The 18,147-nt window shown below is 69.5% G+C and carries 15 protein-coding genes and 1 tRNA gene; 6 read left to right on the top strand and 10 right to left on the bottom strand.

The genetic code is table 11. The annotated features are described in order from the left end of the window. Window positions 1–6: 6 nt before the first annotated feature. From CQ045_RS12095 to CQ045_RS12085, 3 genes are all read right to left on the bottom strand, one after another. The gene (locus CQ045_RS12095; RefSeq protein WP_105724009.1) at window positions 7–243 is read right to left on the bottom strand and encodes a helix-turn-helix domain-containing protein; all 237 of its coding nucleotides are present in this window, start codon (window positions 241–243) and stop codon (window positions 7–9) included. Between the two features lie 831 nt (window positions 244–1,074). Next, window positions 1,075–1,165, bottom strand: a tRNA-Ser gene (locus tag CQ045_RS12090). A gap of 51 nt (window positions 1,166–1,216) precedes the next feature. Further along, window positions 1,217–2,263 carry a hypothetical protein gene (locus CQ045_RS12085; protein ID WP_105724007.1) on the bottom strand — a complete coding sequence of 349 codons (1,047 nt, stop codon included), beginning with the start codon at window positions 2,261–2,263 and terminating at the stop codon, window positions 1,217–1,219. 130 nt (window positions 2,264–2,393) lie between these two features. Here CQ045_RS12085 and CQ045_RS12080 point away from each other — a divergent pair, with 130 nt between their 5' ends. Continuing rightward, the gene (locus CQ045_RS12080; protein ID WP_105724005.1) at window positions 2,394–3,170 is read left to right on the top strand and encodes a hypothetical protein; all 777 of its coding nucleotides are present in this window, start codon (window positions 2,394–2,396) and stop codon (window positions 3,168–3,170) included. Between the two features lie 32 nt (window positions 3,171–3,202). Here the strand turns inward: CQ045_RS12080 and CQ045_RS12075 are convergent, their stop codons facing one another. Next, window positions 3,203–4,144, bottom strand: a complete 942-nt coding sequence (locus CQ045_RS12075) for a LacI family DNA-binding transcriptional regulator (protein ID WP_258131049.1) — start codon at window positions 4,142–4,144, stop codon at window positions 3,203–3,205. Between the two features lie 112 nt (window positions 4,145–4,256). Between CQ045_RS12075 and CQ045_RS12070 the strand changes: the two genes are divergently transcribed. From CQ045_RS12070 to manD, 4 genes are all read left to right on the top strand, one after another. Continuing rightward, window positions 4,257–5,801 carry a mannitol dehydrogenase family protein gene (locus CQ045_RS12070; protein WP_105724001.1) on the top strand — a complete coding sequence of 515 codons (1,545 nt, stop codon included), beginning with the start codon at window positions 4,257–4,259 and terminating at the stop codon, window positions 5,799–5,801. Then, window positions 5,798–6,802, top strand: a complete 1,005-nt coding sequence (locus CQ045_RS12065; protein WP_105723999.1) for an L-idonate 5-dehydrogenase — start codon at window positions 5,798–5,800, stop codon at window positions 6,800–6,802. The genes CQ045_RS12070 and CQ045_RS12065 overlap by 4 nt, the downstream gene beginning before the upstream one ends. 58 nt (window positions 6,803–6,860) lie before the next feature. Next, window positions 6,861–8,261 carry an MFS transporter gene (locus CQ045_RS12060; RefSeq protein ID WP_105723996.1) on the top strand — a complete coding sequence of 467 codons (1,401 nt, stop codon included), beginning with the start codon at window positions 6,861–6,863 and terminating at the stop codon, window positions 8,259–8,261. Window positions 8,262–8,340: 79 nt separating this feature from the next. Continuing rightward, entirely contained in the window at window positions 8,341–9,570 is a 1,230-nt protein-coding gene (gene manD / locus CQ045_RS12055; RefSeq protein ID WP_105723994.1) for a D-mannonate dehydratase ManD, read from the top strand. Between the two features lie 18 nt (window positions 9,571–9,588). On the opposite strand, the gene cydC is transcribed toward manD, so the two are convergent. The 5 genes from cydC to CQ045_RS12030 are packed head-to-tail and all read right to left on the bottom strand — an operon-like array spanning window position 9,589 to window position 16,102. Then, window positions 9,589–11,277, bottom strand: a complete 1,689-nt coding sequence (gene cydC / locus CQ045_RS12050; protein ID WP_105723992.1) for a thiol reductant ABC exporter subunit CydC — start codon at window positions 11,275–11,277, stop codon at window positions 9,589–9,591. Next, a complete protein-coding gene (gene cydD, locus CQ045_RS12045; RefSeq protein WP_105723990.1) occupies window positions 11,274–12,941 on the bottom strand; it encodes a thiol reductant ABC exporter subunit CydD in 1,668 nt (555 codons plus the stop codon). Before cydD ends, cydC begins: the two co-directional genes overlap by 4 nt. Further along, the gene (gene cydB / locus CQ045_RS12040; protein WP_105723988.1) at window positions 12,938–13,966 is read right to left on the bottom strand and encodes a cytochrome d ubiquinol oxidase subunit II; all 1,029 of its coding nucleotides are present in this window, start codon (window positions 13,964–13,966) and stop codon (window positions 12,938–12,940) included. Before cydB ends, cydD begins: the two co-directional genes overlap by 4 nt. A gap of 14 nt (window positions 13,967–13,980) precedes the next feature. Then, window positions 13,981–15,396: a cytochrome ubiquinol oxidase subunit I gene (locus CQ045_RS12035; protein ID WP_105723986.1), complete on the bottom strand. Its 1,416-nt coding sequence runs from the start codon at window positions 15,394–15,396 to the stop codon at window positions 13,981–13,983. Next, window positions 15,383–16,102 carry an ArsR family transcriptional regulator gene (locus tag CQ045_RS12030; protein WP_105723984.1) on the bottom strand — a complete coding sequence of 240 codons (720 nt, stop codon included), beginning with the start codon at window positions 16,100–16,102 and terminating at the stop codon, window positions 15,383–15,385. The genes CQ045_RS12035 and CQ045_RS12030 overlap by 14 nt, the downstream gene beginning before the upstream one ends. A gap of 100 nt (window positions 16,103–16,202) precedes the next feature. On the opposite strand from CQ045_RS12030, the gene radA reads away from it, so the two are divergent. Next, window positions 16,203–17,570 carry a DNA repair protein RadA gene (radA, locus tag CQ045_RS12025; protein ID WP_105723982.1) on the top strand — a complete coding sequence of 456 codons (1,368 nt, stop codon included), beginning with the start codon at window positions 16,203–16,205 and terminating at the stop codon, window positions 17,568–17,570. 36 nt (window positions 17,571–17,606) lie between these two features. On the opposite strand, the gene CQ045_RS12020 is transcribed toward radA, so the two are convergent. Further along, window positions 17,607–18,017, bottom strand: coding sequence for a dehydrogenase (locus CQ045_RS12020; protein WP_105723980.1), 411 nt, complete (start codon window positions 18,015–18,017; stop codon window positions 17,607–17,609). Window positions 18,018–18,147: the final 130 nt, after the last annotated feature.

Raw genomic sequence — 18,147 nt, 5'->3', positions numbered from 1 at the left:
GCGCGCCTAGCCAACGAGGTCCCCCTCAGGCACCTCAGCGATCAGCTTTACGCCGGTCGCCTTGAACGCACCTAGTAGTCGCTCTACGGCCGCGACCCCTTTTCCCGACTCCATCTCCCAGACGTACTTCTGCGAGACGCCCATTATCTCGGCGAGATCGCGCTGCGTCATCCCTGCGGCCAGGCGTGCCTGCTGCAATGCCATGCCGAAGTCGGCGGGGCTGCGAACGATCGCTGTAAACATGCACCCTCCCTTGACGGTAGTTTCGTAGTCATTCTATTTGACTACTTTTTCGGAGTCAAACAAGATGACTACGAAAACAGAGTCAATACTACTGACTACTTTCTCGGAGTAGCCGTCGCTCTTGAGGCCGCCGCAGCCGCCGAGGGGACCGCCGTCGTCGCCGTCGAGGGCACCGCCGTCGTCGCCGTCGACGAGGAGTTCGGCGCCTAGGCCCCGACGGAGGCCGCACTTTAGGGCAAACGTCGCCGCCGCGTTGCCGCTGCGCCCAAGCGGCGCTGAGCGGCGCCGGTTTCACTGCACCCGCGGTCACGCGACGTCGAGTGCGCGTCGTTGAGACGACGACTGGTGACCGGCGCGGCACACCGCTCTCCCACGCGACGTCGAGGAGGCTTACCCATCATCCTCGTCGCCGTCATCATCTTCGTCGCCGTCGTCATCTTCGTCGCCGTCGCCATCGTGCTGTTGGGGTCCAGTTGGTTCAGTGCCGCCGTCCCAGTAGCAGTACCGTTTCCGGTCAGAACGATCGGCGTGCCACACGCCAGGAACTGGTGAAGGTGCGTGGGCGATTTTGGATCTATTCATCTAGCGACGCATCGAACGCTATCGCCCCGAATCGCTTCTCGGTCAAGCACCCAGTCATCTACGAGCGCGGTCGAGCAGCGGGTGCGCACGCCCTCGATGAGCCGCGCTCGGTCCTTGCTCGAAGCCGAATTCTCGCGCCCTAGCCACGGCGCGTGTGGACGCGTTACCGCTGCGTTACCGCTGGCGGCAACCCACACATGACGAAGGCCCCGCTTCCCAGTGTTTCCAAGGGAGTCGGGGCCTTCGTGGTGGCGGTGACGGTGGGATTTGAACCCACGGTAGGGGGTTACCCTACACAACTTTTCGAGAGTTGCACCTTCGGCCGCTCGGACACGTCACCGCGGAATAGCTTACGCGACGCGGGGCGAGCGCGCGAATCGAGCGATGCGCGTCACCAGGCGGTGGCGACGTCTGCGTGGGTGCGCAGGATGCCTTCGGTCGAACCGGCGGGCGCGCGACCGATGCCGCACTCGGTCGCGACACCGAACTCGGCGGCGTACGGGGTGGCGGCGGCGATGCGGCGCTCGGCTCCCTCGGCGCCGTCCTCCCGATGCACGAGGCCGAGGTACAGCTCGTTCACGGGGGTGAGGTCGGCGAGCGGCGCGAAGTACGCCTCGTCGTCGTGGGCGATCGGCACCGGAAGGTGCAGCCACGTGAGCGGACGGGCGGATGCCGTCACCACGGCGTTCGCGTAGCGCACGAGGTTCGCGGCATCCGTCGGCTCGAAGAAGTGCTTCTCCCCCGCGTCGCCGTAACAGAGGTGCACGCCCACCTCCACGTCGGCGGGGACGGCGTCGACGAGCGCGGCCAGGCGCGAGACGAGACCGTCGAACGGGTCGCCGGGCCACCACGCCTCCATGACGGCTCCGTAGCCGGCAGCGCGCTCGATGATGCCCATCTCGCTCGCCACATCCCACTGCACGGCGAGGTCGTCGTGCGGGATCGCAGCGAGGATCTCGTCGAGGTCGCGGAGGATCGCGGCGGTGTACACGGGCTCGATCGCGGCGCGGTCATCGCCGTGGAAGAACGAGGAGATGACGGCGAGCGGGGTGGGCAGCGACACCTGGAATCGGATGCCGGCCGGAATCGCGCCCTCCGCCCGCAGACGCGTGAACACCCCGTATGACTCGATCGCGGCAGCGGCGTAGCCGAGCGGCGGCAGATCGATGCTCGCAGCATCCACTCCCTCGGCGATGCGCAGGCCACGGGCGTCGATGCCGGCGGGGAACGGGATGGGCTGGTCGCCGACGCGCTCGATGCCCTCGGCCTGACCGATCACGTCGGGCTGGAACATGATCCAGTGGAACCGCTTGCCGACCTCGCCGTCCGGGATGCGCCGCAGACGGTCGCCGAGCATCCCGGCAGCGGTGCGCATCGTGGTCTCGGCGTCGTCGTAGTTCACACTGCCCACGAGAAGGGCACCCTGCGGTTGAGTCATCCCCACAGAATATCGAGCGCCCTCGCCGCTTATCCACGGCAGGGCCCCCAGCGAGCGACCGCGAACCGGGTTAGGATTGCCTAAGAACCCGCCGCCTGTGGGGGCAGCGATGACGGGAAGGACGCTCAGCATGGGCTTCATCACCTCCGAGGCACTGGCCGACACCGGCTACGTCGTCCTTGACGATCACGCCTCGACCACCGATCCGGCCGAGTGGCTCGACCTCGAGTACGTCGGCTGGCGCTCGTCGGGCATCACGCGCTTCGCCCCTCTCACCAGCTACGCCGGCGACGTCGACTGCAACGGCTTCTGGAACCACACCCCTCCGCGCGCCGACAAGGACGGCGTCTGGGTCGATTCGCAGGTGGCGATCGCCCCCACGCTCCAGCGCCGGGCACAGGAGCCGGGTGCCGGCATCGGACGCTGCCGCGTGATCGAGCTGCAGCCGAACGAATACGCCGACGCGATCTACAACCTGCATCAGGACGACAACAACCGCCTCAACGAAGAGGGCACCGGCTGGGTCGTCCGCGGGTTCTTCAACCTCTCCGACGACACCGAGTCGATGCTGATCCTGCGCGCCGACCGCTTCGACCCTGCGACCGAGATCCGCCTGCCGCTGCGCGCGGGATCGCGCATCGTCGTCGACACGCAACGCTTCTGGCACGCCGTGTGGCACCGCGGTGCGGCGCCGCGCTACGCGCTCATCACCTCGTGGACCAGCGGGCCGGAGCTCGACGCCTACATCGCCGCGAACCACGGCGACCCGCATCCGCCGACCGTCGACCTCGACCCGCAGTTCGTCGACGACGCGCAGGTCGAGCTGCATCGCCGCATCGAGGAACGCCGCCGCGCTTTCGAGGCGCAGGGCATCGTGATGGAACCGCCCGTCGCGCTGCACAGCTGACCGCGCCGCACACTCGCGGGGGCACGAAGAGGCTAGGCGCGCGGCGCCGCCGTCGAGGACCGCACGATCAACTGCGAGGCCAGGGTGGCGACGTCGCTGATCACGGTGCCCGAGATCGCCTGCAGCAGGAGGTCGACGCCGAGGGCCCCGCTGCGCTCGATCGGCATCTGCACGGTCGTGAGCCCCGGAGTGACCGCACCCGCGAGATCGATGTCGTCGATGCCCACGAGACTGATGTCGTCGGGACAGGTGCGCCCGAGCTCGAGCATCCCGGCCTCGAGACCCAGCGCGACGAGATCGTTGTAGGCGACGACGGCCGTGGCCCCGCTGGCGGCGGCGAGCGCTGCGGCGGCGCGCCCGCCTTGGATGGAGGCGGCGTGGTGGCTGAGGCGGGTGAGGCGGATGCCGTGGCGTTCGCAGGCCGCGGCGATGGTGTCGAAGCGGCGCGCATCGGCCCACGAGCCGAGGGGACCTGAGGCGTAGGCGAGGTGCCGATGCCCGAGAGCGACGAGGTGCTCGATCGCCTGCGCGGGCCCGTGCTCGGCATCCATGACCACGCACGGGACGCCGTCGATCTGGCGGTTGATGACCACCGTGGGGGTGCCGCCGATCAAGGCGATCACCTCGTCGTCGGGCAGCCGGGGAGAGCACAGGAGCATGCCGTCGAGCTTGCGCGCCTGCTCGATCTGCTCGCGCTCCCGGCGCAGATCCTCATCCGCGTCGAACAGGACGATGCGGTGGCGTCCGTGCCAGGCCTGCCCCTGGATCGCCTTGAGGAGCATGCCGTAGACCGGGTTGGCGACATCGGGCACCATGACGCCGAGGGTACGGGTGGCGGTGCCGGCCTGAGGAGTGGCGTAGCCGAGATCGGCGGCCGCTTCGAGCACGCGTTCGCGGGTGGTGGGTGCGAGGCGATCGGGCTCCCCGAAGGCCCGGGATGCCGTGGCGATGGACACGCCGGCGCGCTTAGCCACGTCTGTCAGTGTCGCTGCCACGTTCGCCTCCCGCCTCGCCGCAATCCTAGGGCACGATGCCCCCACTGAAAGAGGGTTGACAAGTTTGTACAACTCATACACACTGCTTTACATGACGATCAACGCCGATCTCCGGATCCTGAGCCGCGCCACCCCCGCAGCCACCGCTCCGCTGGTCTCCCCCACTGGCGCAGGCATCCTGCACCTGGGCCTCGGCAGCTTCCACCGAGCACACCAGGCGATGTACACCGCGGCCGCGATCCAGCAGGACGGCGGAGACTGGGGCATCGTCGGCGTCGCCTCCCGCTCGCGCACCGTCGTTGACGCCCTGCGGGCACAGGACTTCCTCTACTCGGTCGCCACGATCTCTCCCTCCGGAACCTCGCTCGCCATCCCCGGCGTGCACACCGACGCATTCGTCGGCGCCGAGCACCCCGAGCGCGTCGTCTCGCAGATCGCCGACAGCGGCATCCGCATCGTGACGCTCACCGTCACCGAGAACGGCTACAGCTACTCCCCCGCCACGCAGCACCTCGACCTCGACGATCCGATCGTGCGTGCCGACCTGCAGGGCGGGGCTCCACGATCCACGATCGGCCAGCTCGCCCGTGGCATTCAGGCCCGCGCCGCCGCCGGCGGGTCCCCCCTCTCCATCCTCAGCTGCGACAATCTCGCCTCCAACGGCGAGCACACCGAGAAGCTCGTGCGTGAGTTCCTGCACGCACTCCCCGCCGGGGAGGCATCCGAGGCCCTCGCGTTCCTCGACCGCGGCGTGACGTTCCCCTCGAGCATGGTCGACCGCATCGTCCCCTCGACCACCCCCCAGCTGCGCGACGAGGTCGCGGCACTCCTTGGCGCCCACGACGGGATCCCCGTTCCGGGCGAGCCCTTCACGATGTGGGCCATCGAAGACCGCTTCGCCGGCGGACGCCCCTCGTGGGAGGCCGGCGGCGCCGTCTTCACCGACGAGGTGGGCCGCTACGAGCAGATGAAGGTTCGGCTGCTCAACGGCACACATTCCCTCATCGCCTACCTGGGTGCGCTCCGCGGCGTCGGCACCATCCCCGAGGCCATCGGCATCGACCGGATCGCGGATGCCGCGCGCGCGGTCATGCGCGGCGAGTACGAGCCCTCGGTCGAGGTGCCCGCCGACGTCGACATCCGCGCCTACGAGGCCGAGCTGTTCGAGCGCTGGGGCAACAGCGCTCTCGGCCACCGCACCGCCCAGGTCGGCTCCGACGGGTCGGTGAAGCTGCGCCAGCGCATCCCGGAGCCCGCCCTGCTCGCCCTCGGACAGGGACGGATGCCGCACCTGATCGCCCTCACCGTCGCCGGATACCTGTCCTGCCTCGCCCCGCTCCCCGGTTTCGACCCGGGCACGCACGCCGCGTCGATGACCGACCCGGCCCGCGAACGCCTCGCCGGCTTCTCCGCCTCGGTGCGCGACGGGGCCGAGCTCGCCCGACGGGTGATCACCGACCTGCAGCTGTTCGGCGCCGAGCTCGCCCACCAGGACGCGTTCATCGCCCGGGTCGGCGAGCTCGTCGACACGATCCGCCGCCGCGGCGTCGATGCCGCCCTCTCCGATGCCGTCTCGTCGGCGGAGGAGAGCATGCTCGAGACGAACCCCATGAACACGAAGGAGGGACGACGATGAAGTCGCTCGTCATCCACGGCAAGGAAGACATCCGCTGGGACGACCGGGATGCTCCGGAACCCCGCCCGGGCGAGGTGCGGCTGCGCGTCGGCTTCGTCGGCATCTGCGGCTCCGACCTGCACTACTACTTCCACGGCGCGAACGGCGAGTACACGATCCGCGAGCCCCTGGTCCCCGGCCACGAGCTCTCCGGCGTCGTCGACCTCGACCCGTCCGGCCGTCTCGCCCCCGGCACTCCGGTCACGGTGCACCCCGCCCGATACGGTGCCTCTGCCCCCGGCCTGGAGGAGCGCCCGCATCTGCGCCCCGGCGGCGACTACCTCGGCAGTGCCGCGGCGAACCCGCACCGTCAGGGCGGAGCATCCGAGCTGCTGATCGTCGAGGAGCACATGATCCGCGTGCTCCCCGAGGGCCTGCCCCTCGAGCGCGCCGCCCTCGCCGAGCCTCTCGCCGTCGCGCTCCATGCCGTGGGCCTCGCCGGCGACATCACGGGCCTCCGCGTGCTCGTGATCGGCGCCGGTCCGATCGGCCTCCTCGTCGTCGCGGCCGCCGTGCACGCGGGCGCCGCGGTCGTCGGCGCGAGCGACGTGCGCCCCGAGCCGCTCGACCGCGCGCAGTCCCTCGGCGCGACCGAGGTCTCGCTCGTCGGCCGCGACACCATCGAGGACGAGTCGTACGACGTGGTCTTCGAGTGCTCCGGCGTCGGCGCGGCTCTGACGCAGGCCGTCCGGGCCGCCCGCCGCACCGGCACGATCGTGCAGGTCGGGATGCTCCCGAACGCCGACACCGCTGTGAACCTCGCGCCGATGCTGGCGAAGGAGCTCACCATCCGCGGCGCCTTCCGCTTCTCCACCGAGATCGACGACGCGGTGCGGATGCTCGCCGAATCGGATGCTCTCGACCCGGTCATCTCGCATGTCATCCCGGCGTCCGACGCCGTCCACGCGTTCGAGGTCGCCCGCGACTCGTCCGCCTCGGCGAAGGTCCTCCTGTCCCTCTGACACGAACACGCACTGCCCCGCGCTCCCCCTGCGCACATCACTACGAAGGAGTAATCCGATGAGCAGCACATCCGTCCCCGGCGTGGATGCCCCGGCTCCCCCGCCCACCGCCACGCGCTCGATGGGCGACCTCGTCCGCGCCGCCGTCTCCGGCTGGCTCGGCACCGCCCTGGAGTTCATGGACTTCCAGTTGTACTCCCTGGCCGCAGCCCTGGTCTTCAGCCAGCTGTTCTTCGCCGGAGAGGACCCCGGGATGGCGGTCGTCCTGGCCATGGCCACCTACGGCGTCGGCTACATCGCTCGCCCGGTCGGCGCGTTCGTCTTCGCCCGCATCGGCGACCGCGTCGGACGCCGCAAGGTGCTGTTCTACACGATCCTGCTGATGGGCGCGGCGACCACACTGATCGGTTTCCTCCCCACCTACCAGCAGGTCGGCATCCTCGCTCCGATCCTCCTCGTCATCCTGCGGCTCGCCCAGGGCTTCGGCGCCGGCGCCGAGATCTCGGGTGCGGGTGTCATGCTCTCCGAGTACGCCCCCACCAACCGTCGCGGCGTCATCGCCTCGCTGGTCGCCCTCGGCACCAACTGCGGCACCCTGTTCGCCTCGGCGATCTGGGCGATCCTCCTCGCCGTCATGCTCGAGAGCGACGTCATCGAGTGGGGCTGGCGCATCCCGTTCATCGGCAGCGCCGTGATCATGCTGTTCGCCCTGTGGGTACGCTTCAACCTCAAGGAGAGCCCGGTCTTCGAGGAGCGCGTCGACGTCGTCGACGGCAAGGCCCTCTCCCGGGACGAGGTCGTCAAGCTCGCCACGGAGACCAACGACATCCGCACGCTCGAGTCGCTCGAGCGCAAGCCCATCAAGGCGATCATCGTCTCGTTCTTCCTGCGCTTCGGTCAGGCCGGCAACTCGGGCCTCGTGCAGACCTACCTGATCTCGTTCATCACGATCACCCTCGCGATGTCGAAGGAGGTCGGCCCCGAGGTCGTGATCGTCTCGTCGCTGATCGGATTCCTCACGATCCCGCTCATGGGTCTCCTCGGTGACCGGTTCGGTCGCCGCCGCATGTACATCATCATGACGTCGCTGTCGCTCCTGCTGATCGTGCCCACGCTGCTCATGATCAACACGGCCGAGGTCGTCTGGGTCTTCGTCGGCTACGCCCTGATCCACAACATCTCGGTCCTCGGCCTCGCGTCGATGGAGAACATCTCGATCCCCGAGATCTTCGGCGCGCGCAACCGCTACACGCTCACCGCCATGGTGCGTGAGATCGCGGCCATCATCGCCACCGGCATCGGTCCGATCATCGTGGCGGCCTGGGTCTCGGCGACGACCGGCAGCATCATCCCGGTGATGGTGCTCATGGGCGTCTTCACCGCATCGGCGCTCGCCGCCGCCATCTGGGCACCGGAGTGGACGGGGCGCGATCTCACCGATCCGCGCGCCGCCATGTGACCCGGACCCCACCGACAACCATCACGCCGGGGGCGGCCGTCATCTGCACGGCCGCCCCCACCACAACGAGGAATATGACATGACCATCGAGCTCGTCGACGTCATCATCACCAGCCCGGGACGCAATTTCGTCACGCTCAAGATCACGACCTCCGACGGGATCGTCGGGTGGGGTGATGCCACCCTCAACGGTCGCGAGCTCGCCGTCGCCTCCTACCTCTCCGACCACGTCGCCTCGACCCTCATCGGGCGCGACGAAGACCGCATCGAAGACACCTGGCAGTACCTCTACCGCGGGCCCTACTGGCGCCGCGGCCCGGTCACGATGGCGGCGATCGCCGCGGTCGACATGGCGCTGTGGGACATCAAGGCCAAGAAGGCCGGGATGCCGCTGTACCAGCTGCTCGGAGGCGCCAGCCGCGAGGGCGTCCGTGTCTACGCGCACGCCTCGGGCACCGACTACGCCGCCCTCAAGAACGCGATCACCGGCTACGAAGAACTCGGCTACACCGCCGTACGCGTGCAGACCGGTGTGCCCGGCCTCGGCCAGATCTACGGCGTCTCGGCGACCGGCCCCGGCGTGCGTTACGACTACGAGCCCGCCAAGCGCGCCGAGAACGGTCGTCCGACCGAGGAGCGCTGGGACACCCGCACGTACCTCAACCACATGCCCGGTGTCTTCGCGAAGATCCGCGAGGACTTCGGCACAGACCTGCGCATCCTGCACGACGGCCACCACCGGATGTCGCCGATCGAAGCCGCCCGGTTCGCGAAGGACATCGAGCCCTACGACCTGTTCTGGCTCGAGGACTGCACGCCCGGAGAGGACCAGTCGGCGCTGCGCCTCGTACGCCAGCACTCCACCACTCCCCTCGCGATCGGCGAGGTCTTCAACACGGTGTTCGACTACCAGACCCTCATCACCGAGCGACTGATCGACTACGTGCGCTCCGCGGTCACCCACACCGGTGGCATCACCGCGATGAAGAAGCTGCTCGACTTCGCGGCGATCTACGGCATCCGCTCCGGAATCCACGGTCCGACCGACATCTCGCCCGTCGGCATGGCCGCCGCCCTGCACCTCGACCTTGCGATCCACAACTTCGGCATCCAGGAGTACATGCCGCACAATGAGCAGACTCTCGAGGTGTTCCAGACGTCGTTCACGTTCGACCGGGGCTTCCTGCACCCGGGCGACCAGCCGGGCCTGGGCGTCGAGCTCGACGAGGATGCCGCGGCCGGCCACGAGTACACCAAGGCCTACCTGCCGGTGAACCGCCTGCTCGACGGGACCGTGCACGACTGGTGAGCCCCAGGACGGGCGCCCTCAGACGGTGCGCCCGTCCTCGATCCGCACGGTGCGCTCGACGGTTCCCGCGGGCGGCGCGACATGCGAGATCAGCAGCACCGACTGGTCGCCCGCGGCCTGCAGCAGGTCGCGCAGCAGCGCATCGGATGCTTCCGGGTCGACCCCCGCCGTCGGCTCGTCGAGGACCAGCACCGGGAAGCCGCGCAGCAGTGCGCGGGCGAGCGAGATCCGCTGCGCCTGTCCGCCCGACACCAGCGCCCCACGGTCGCCGACTCGGGCGTCGAGACCACCGCGCTCGCGCACCCAGTCCCCGAGACCCACGCGCTCGAGCACGTCGTGCAGCTCGGCGTCGGTCGCGCTGTCGCGCGCGAACAGCAGGTTCTGGCGGATGTCCTCGTCGAACAGCTGAGGGCTCTGCTCGCAGAGTCCGATGATCCGCCGCAGTGCCGGTCCGGAGAGTGCCGAGGCCTCGCGACCGCCGACCAGATACTCGCCGTCGACGCGCAGGAAACCGACGAGGGCTGCGGCCAGCGAGCTCTTGCCCGCACCGCTCGGCCCCGCGACCAGCACCCGCTCTCCGGGGCGGAGGTCGAGGTCCACTCCCTTCAGCGCAGGCGCACCGCCCGGCCAGTTCGCACGGACACCGCGCAGCCGCAGCGCCGGAGTGCCGTCGATCTCGATCTCGTCACCGGCGTCTGGCCGCAGCTCCGGCGGCATCCGCTCCGGCAGCACGTCGACGATGCGCTCCGCACTCGACCGCACGCTCCGCCAGGATGCCGCGGCCACCGGTACCGCGCCGAAGATCTCGAACACCACCATCGGCACGAGCACGGCCACAGCCAGCCAGGGTCCGTCGATCGAGCCGTCGACGAGTCCGGGAGCGGCCGCGGCGAGCGCCCAGACCGAGGCAGCGCCGGCGACCGCGGAGACCACGCCGGCGGCGACGGCCTGTGCGAGCGAGGCGCGGTCGACCACGCGCCGAAGCGCGGCATCCGCGGCCTGGATGCGTGCGCGCGCCTGCTCCTCGGCGCCGTACGCGAGGAGCACGTCGAGGCTGCCGAAGTAGTCGACGAGGGCGGCGGAGAGCTCGGCCCGGCGGGCGGAGACGAGAGCCTCGGCACGCGAGCCGAAGACCCACCCGAGCCCGATCGCCGCGGCGCCCGCGATCACGAGGCACGCGGCGAGGGCGAGGGCGGCCGGCGGGGAGACGAAGGCGATGAACCCGACGGCGCCGAGGGCGACGAGCGCCGCGACTCCGAGCGGCTGCACCACCCGCAGCGGCAGGTTCTGCAGGTTCTCGACGTCGTCCACGAGTGCGGTGAGCACCTGGCCGCGGTCCGTGGACCCCAACCCGGCCGGAGAGAGCGGGATCAGGCGTCGCACCATGTCGGCGCGGGTCGAGGAGAGCTGGCGCAGCGCGGCGTCGTGGCCGCTCAGCCGCTCCAGGTAGCGGGTCACCGCACGCGACACCGCGAAGAAGCGCACGCCGACGACCGCGATCGAGAGCGGAACGAGCGAGTCGACGATCGAGGCGCTCACGATCAGCCAGCCGCTGACCGCGAGCAGGCTCACCGCGGCCGCGGCGGACAGCATCCCCCAGATGAGGCCGGGGACGAAGCGGCCGACCGGCGGCTGCGCGAGCCGAAGGATGCTGCGAACCCGCCGACTGCGCCCCTCCCGGCGTTCCGGCGTCTGCCGAATGCTCATGCGCTCACCCCCAGCGCCACGACCTGATCCGCGATCTCGCGCGCGGTGCGGCGGTGGGAGACGAGGAGGATCGTCGCCCCGGCATCCGCGCGTTCCCGCAGCGACCGCCACAGCCGTGCCTCGGTCTCACCGTCGAGCGCGCTGGAGGGCTCGTCGAGCGCGAGCACTCGGCCAGGGGCGGAGGCGTGGCGGTACAGAGCTCTGGCGACCGCGACGCGCTGCGCCTGACCGCCCGAGAGGCCTGCCCCCTGCACGCCGAGCTCCCGATCAGGGTCGATCGTCTCGGCGCAGGCGTCGTCGAGCGCGGCACGGATGCCGTGTCCGTCCGGAGCGGGATCGCCGAGCGCGACGTTCGCCGCCACGGTCCCCCGCGTCAGACCGGGAGCCTGCCCGGCCCAGGCGAGCCAGGCCGCCGGCGGGAGGACGCGCACATCCTCCCCGGCGAAGGCGGCCGTCCCCTCGAAGTCGGCTGCGCCCCGCAACGCCGCGAGCAGGCTCGACTTTCCCGCACCGCTCGGCCCCTCGATCACCGTGATCGTCCCCGGCTCGGCCGTGAACGAGATCGGCGGCAGGTCTCGGACTCGGAGCCGGTCCACCACCAGGTCACGACCCGTCGCCGTGAAGGACTCCTCGAGAGCATGGCCGTCACCCGCGGTCCCGCCTCGGGTCACACCGTCTCCCGACGGCTCTGAGGAGTCGTTCACCGATGCAGCACGATCCCCCGCCGCATCGAGCACGTCGAACACGTCCTCGGTGGCGGCGACGCCCTCGGCTGCGGCGTGGAACTGCACGCCGACCTGGCGGATGGGCAGGAACGCCTCGGGCGCGAGCAGCAGCACGAACAGGCCCACCTCGAGCGTCAGGTCGCCGGACAGCAGCCGGAACCCGACCGACACGGCGATCAGGGCCACGGCGATCGACGCCAGCAGCTCCATCGCGAAGCCGGAGAGGAACGAGAACCGCAGGACCTTCATGGTCTCGCGGCGGTACTTGTCGGCGGTGACCTCGATGCGGTCGGCGGCCCGCCGGTCACGCCCGAACAGCCGCAGCGTCGAGAGGCCCTGCACCGTGTCGGCGAATCGGGCCGCGAGATGCTGCAGCGTCTGCCACTGGCGGGTCTGCACCGTGCGGGTCGCCATGCCGATCAGGATCAGGAACAGCGGGATCAGCGGGAGCGTGATCACCGCGGTCAGACCACTCGGCCAGTCCTGCCACCACATCACGGCGACCAGCACGGGCGTCGCGATCACCGTCAGCACGAGCTGGGGGATGTACCGCGCGAAGTAGGCGTCCAGCGCCTCCAGCCCGTGGCCCGCTGTGACCGCGAGCTCGGTCTGGTTCCGCTGCGCCAGCCAGCCCGGCCCGAGCTTCCCGACCGCAGCGACCAGCGCCGCACGCAGCTGCATCCCGGTCTTCGCCGCCGCCCGCGTCCCCGCGGCATCGGACGCGGCGATCAGCAGCCCCCGCAGCAGCGCCGTGACCAGCAGCCAGAGCAGCGACGCGGTGACGTCGCGCCCCGCGATCGCGCCGGTGATCGCATCGGTCAGCAGCCAGGCGAAGGCGATGGTGACGACGGTCTGGATGACGCCGATCAACGCGGATGCCGCGAGGAACACCCTCGCGGCACCCGCGTATCGCAGCAGTCTCGGGTCGACGGGTTTCACGCGTGCGCCGGAGCCCCCTCGATGGACTTCCGGGTGACGCGCTTGCGGAAGACCCAGTACGTCCAGGCCTGGTACGCGAGCACGAGCGGCATCGCGATCAGGGCGGTCCAGCTCATGATCTGCAGCGTATACGGAGTGCTCGAGGCGTTCTCGATGGTGAGGCTGAACGCCGGGTCGATCGTCGACGGCATCACGTACGGGAACAGGGCGGAGAACAGCATGACCACGGCGAACAGCACCGTGAGGATGCCGGCGAAGAACGCCCAGCCGTCACGACGGACGAGCGAGAACCCGACCGCCGCGATCAGGCTGACCGCGGCGAGCGCCCCGGTGCCGATGACGAGCCAGAGCAGCGGAGCCTCACGGCCCATCGCGATCAGCACGGTCCAGACCACCGTCGCGGCTGCGACGAGGATCGTCGGGATCGCGGCCTTCTTGGCCAGCCTCCGCGCGTCCTCATGCACCTGACCGTCGGTCTTGAGCGCGACGAACAGCACCCCGTGCAGGAAGAACAGCAGCAGCGTGGTGACGCCGACCAGCAGCGAATACGGGTTCAGCAGAGCGAAGAAGCCGCCCACGTAGATGTGGTTCTCATCGATGGCCACGCCCTGCACGATGTTGCCGAACGCGACGCCCCACAGCAGAGCCGGAACGACCGAGCCGATCACGATCATCCGGTCGAAGCCGGCCTTCCACTTCGCGCTGTCGCGCTGGTGCCGGTACTCGAAGGAGACGCCGCGCAGGATCAGCGCGAGCAGGATCAGCAGCAGCGGCAGGTAGAACCCGCTGAACAGCGTCGCGTACCACTCGGGGAACGATGCGAACAGCACGGCGCCGGCGACGATGACCCAGGTCTCGTTGAGATCCCAGACCGGACCGATGGTGTTGATGACCTGACGGCGCGAGACGTCGTTCTTGCCGAGGAACGGCAGCGACATGCCGACGCCGAAGTCGAACCCGTCGAGGACGAAGTAGCCCACGAAGAAGAAGGCGACGATGAAGAACCAGAGTGTTGCGAGATCCATGATGCTCCTCCCTCTCAGTAGACGACCGACGGCAGCTGGGCCGTCTCGTCATGCGGTTGCTCTTCGGTGTCGGGCCCCTTCTGGGCGGCCCGGATGATGAGACGGATCTCGACGACGGCGAGCGCCGCGTAGATGGCGGTGAACGCGATGAGCGATATCAGCACCTCGAGCCCGCTGACGCCCGGCGAGACTCCGTCCTGCGTCGTCATCAGCCCGAACACGATCCAGGGCTGCCTGCCCATCTCGGTGAAGACCCAACCCATGATGTTGGCGGCGAGCGCGAGCGGGAAGGACCAGATCGCGAGCTTCCACATCCACTGCGCCGGAGGCTTCTTGGCGCCCTTGCGCGTCAGCCAGAGGCCGACGACGGCGACGAGCGCGGCGGCGACGCCCAGTCCGATCATCCAGCGGAACGCCCAGTACGTGATCCACAGGACCGGGGCGAAGTCCTCGAGGCCGGTGGCGGCGTACGTCTGCGCGTACTCGGCGTTGAGGTCGTTGATGCCGTGCACGCACGCGTCGAGCGTGTGCGTCGACAACAGCGAGAGCAGATACGGGACGCGGATCGAGAACAGCTCCGAGCTGCCGTCCGGTGTGCCGAGCGTGAAGATGCTGAACGAGGCATCCGGCCCGCACACCGTGTTGAAGGTCGCCTCCGCTGCCGCCATCTTCATCGGCTGCGCGGCGTACATCGCCAGACCCAGCTGGTCGCCCGTGAGCACGACGCCCGCGGTGGAGACGATCATCGCCCACAGCCCGAACTTGAGCGAGATGCGCATGGTGTCGAAGTGCTGGCCGCGCGAGAGGTGCCAGGCGGAGACCGAGATCACGACACCGGCCGCGAACATGAACGCGCCGAAGATCGTGTGCGGGAACGCGGCGAGCGCGACCGGGTTGGTCAGCAGCGCCCAGAAGTCCGTCAGCTCAGCGCGGTTGGTCGCCTCGTTGAAGGTGTAGCCGACCGGGTTCTGCATGAAGGCGTTGGCCGCGATGATGAAGTACGCCGAGAGGATGCTGCCGATCGAGACGCACCAGATCGTGGCGAGGTGCAGCTTCTGCGGGAGCTTGTCCCAGCCGAAGATCCACAACCCGATGAAGGTGGCCTCGAAGAAGAAGGCGAGCAGCCCTTCGAACGCGAGCGGGGCGCCGAACACGTCGCCGACGAAGCGCGAGTAGTCCGACCAGTTCATGCCGAACTGGAACTCCTGCACGATGCCGGTGACGACGCCCATCGCGAAGTTGATCAGGAAGATCTTGCCGAAGAAGCGGGTCAGGTGCAGGTACTGCACCTTGCCGGTACGCACCCACGCGGTCTGGAAGATCGCGGCCACCAGGGCCATGCCGATCGTCAGCGGAACGAAGAGGTAGTGGTAGACGGTCGTCAGCCCGAATTGCCATCGGGCCAGAGCGAGCGGATCAAGCCATTCCATGCACGACTCCTGTTCTGTGGAGCCGCTGCTTCGTGCTGTGACGCAGCTGCCCCGTTCCCTCGATCAGCGGCGCGGTGGTGTCGCGCAGCTGCACGGTGCAATCCGATGCGAGGACCGCGTCGCGCACGCACTCGGCTTCGAGTGGTCCGCCTGCCTCGTTCAGGACGCCTTGCATGAGTTCGAGATGCACGCGGCACAGCATCGGGCGGTCTTCCGAGCGACCGGCCGCATGCGGGCACGGGCTGAGGTCGACGGTGAGGTGCCGGTCGTCGAGGATGGGCTCGAAGCCGCTCTCTTCCAGGTGCTCCACGAGAGCATCGAGCTGGTAGGTGGCTTCGCGGCCGAGATCGGATGCCGTCGCATCGGGGAGCATGCTCCGCATCAGGTCTCCGCGGCGGGCGGCGGCCTTGGCCTTGTCCCGGGCCACCGGGCTGGAGGCACCGGGTGCGCCGGTGGCTGCGCTGTACAGCGTGCGCGGCCGGCCCCGCGTGGTGCGGTGCTCGATCGTCGGGATCACATAGCCGCCCTCGATCAGGCGCTGCAGGTGCTCGCGGACCGTGTTGGGGTGGAGCCCCGTGGCCTCGCACAGCTCGGTGATCGAGAGTTCGGCGCGGGTCGTCGAGCTTCCCGCTTCGAAGAGCAAGTGCAGGATCTGCACCCGGGAGTAGCTCGAGATCGGCCCGCAGACGGGCCCGCCGTTGGCCATGACCCCAGTATCCCGCGAGTCTGCGAGTTTGCAGAGAGGTATGGCCGTGAATAAACACCTGGCCGATAGGGATGTCCGATGCCGGCGATAGCCTGGGGGCATGGCCACCCGGAAACCCGCTCCTCCTGCGTACGTGTGCACGGAATGCGGGTGGACGACCGCGAAGTGGGTGGGCCGCTGCGGCGAGTGCCAGCAGTGGGGAACGGTCCAGGAGCAGGCGGCGCAGACGGGCATCCTCCGACGCGTCGGCCCGGTCGCTCCGACCGCCGAGCGCGCCGCGCGGCCGATCACCCAGATCACGACGCAGGATGCTCCGCGTCGTTCGAGCGGCGTCGGCGAGTTCGACCGCGTGCTCGGCGGCGGCATCGTGCCGGGGGCCGCGATCCTGCTCAGCGGTGAGCCGGGCGTCGGCAAGTCGACGCTGCTGCTCGAGGTCGCAGCGCAAGCCGCACGCGGCGGACGCCGTGTGCTCTACGCGAGCGCGGAGGAGTCACCCGGCCAGGTGCGGCTGCGCGCCGAGCGCACCGGTGCCCTGCACGATGAGCTGTATCTCGCGAGCGAGACCGATCTGGCCACGATCCTCGGCCACATCGACGAGGTGAAGCCGCAGCTGGTGATCGTCGACTCGGTGCAGACCGTGTCGTCGTCCATGATCGACGGCGCCGCCGGGCAGCCGAGCCAGGTGCGCGAGGTCGCGGCGACGCTGATCCGCATCGCGAAGGACCGCGATCTGCCGATCATCCTCGTCGGGCACGTCACGAAAGACGGTCAGGTCGCCGGCCCCCGAGTGCTCGAGCACCTGGTCGACGTCGTGTGCCACTTCGAGGGCGACCGGCAGACCTCGCTGCGCTTCATCCGCGCCCTCAAGAACCGCTTCGGTCCGACCGACGAGGTCGGCTGCTTCGAGATGACCGGAGACGGGATCGCCGAAGTGCCCGACCCCTCGGGCCTCTTCCTCTCGCAGGGCGCGACCGAACCGGGCACCTGTGTCGCCATCTCACTCGAGGGCCGCCGAGCCCTTCCCGTCGAGGTGCAGGCGCTCACGGTGCCCAGCAACGCGCCGAACCCGCGCCGCATCGTGCACGGCCTCGATTCCTCGCGCGTGGCGATGGTGCTGGCGATCCTCGAACGACGCGCCGGCATCCCCACCGGCAGCCTCGACGTCTACGTGTCGACGGTCGGAGGGGTGCGCTTCACCGAGCCGGCGGCCGACCTCGCGATCGCGATCGCGGTGGCGGGTTCGATCCAGCAGATCTCGGTGCCGCGCACGGTCGCCGCAGTCGGAGAGCTGAGCCTGGCCGGGGAGATCCGCCCGGTCACCCAGGCTGCGCAGCGGCGCTCGGAGGCGGCGCGCCTCGGCTACGAGCAGGTCGTCGACGACCGCTCGAAGACGCTCCGCGCCGCGCTCGGCGACGTGCGCGCACGCAACACCTCACGGCGCTCCGACCGCGACATCCCGCCGTTCTGAGAGGAAGCGCGGGCCCTCCGGCCTGACGTCGGGCGGTCAGGCGTCGAGCGCCTTGAGCAGCTCGGTCGGGTCGGCCTGCATCGGATGCGGGCCCGCGATGTCGAGGAACACGGTCGTGATCGGGTGGGCCGCGAGGAACTTCCGCAGCCAGTCCGCGGTGTAGATGCCCACCCCGGGAGGGAGGTTGGCCGGCTTGTTCTCGGCGTCGCTGAACAGCAGCAGTGCGAGGTCACCGGTCTTCGGGTCGCGGTAGGTCCACACCTCGCCGCTGTCGAGTGGGTTGTCGCGCGCGCCGGGCTTGATCAGCGGCACGATGGTGGTGCCATGGCGGAGTGCCAGCGCGACCGCGGCGACGTCCTGCTTCTCCAGGGCTTTGGCCAGAGCATCCGACCGGAAGTCCTCGGGTGCGGGCTTGCTCTTCGCCGACTTCGCCTTCTTCGCTGCCATGCGTCCAGCTTATTCACGGTACGCGGCATCACGCGCCGAATCCGGCGGCGGAGACGATTGGGGCCCTCTCGAGTCCCACATTGGGGACTGGGGTACTCGAGAGGGCCCTCGGACTCTCGAGCGGCGGTGT

This window comes from Microbacterium sp. MYb66, from assembly GCF_002979435.1.
Taxonomy (GTDB): Bacteria; Actinomycetota; Actinomycetes; order Actinomycetales; family Microbacteriaceae; genus Microbacterium.
Note: the sequence above shows the minus strand (reverse complement) of the source record. Positions and strands in the feature narration are given on the sequence as shown.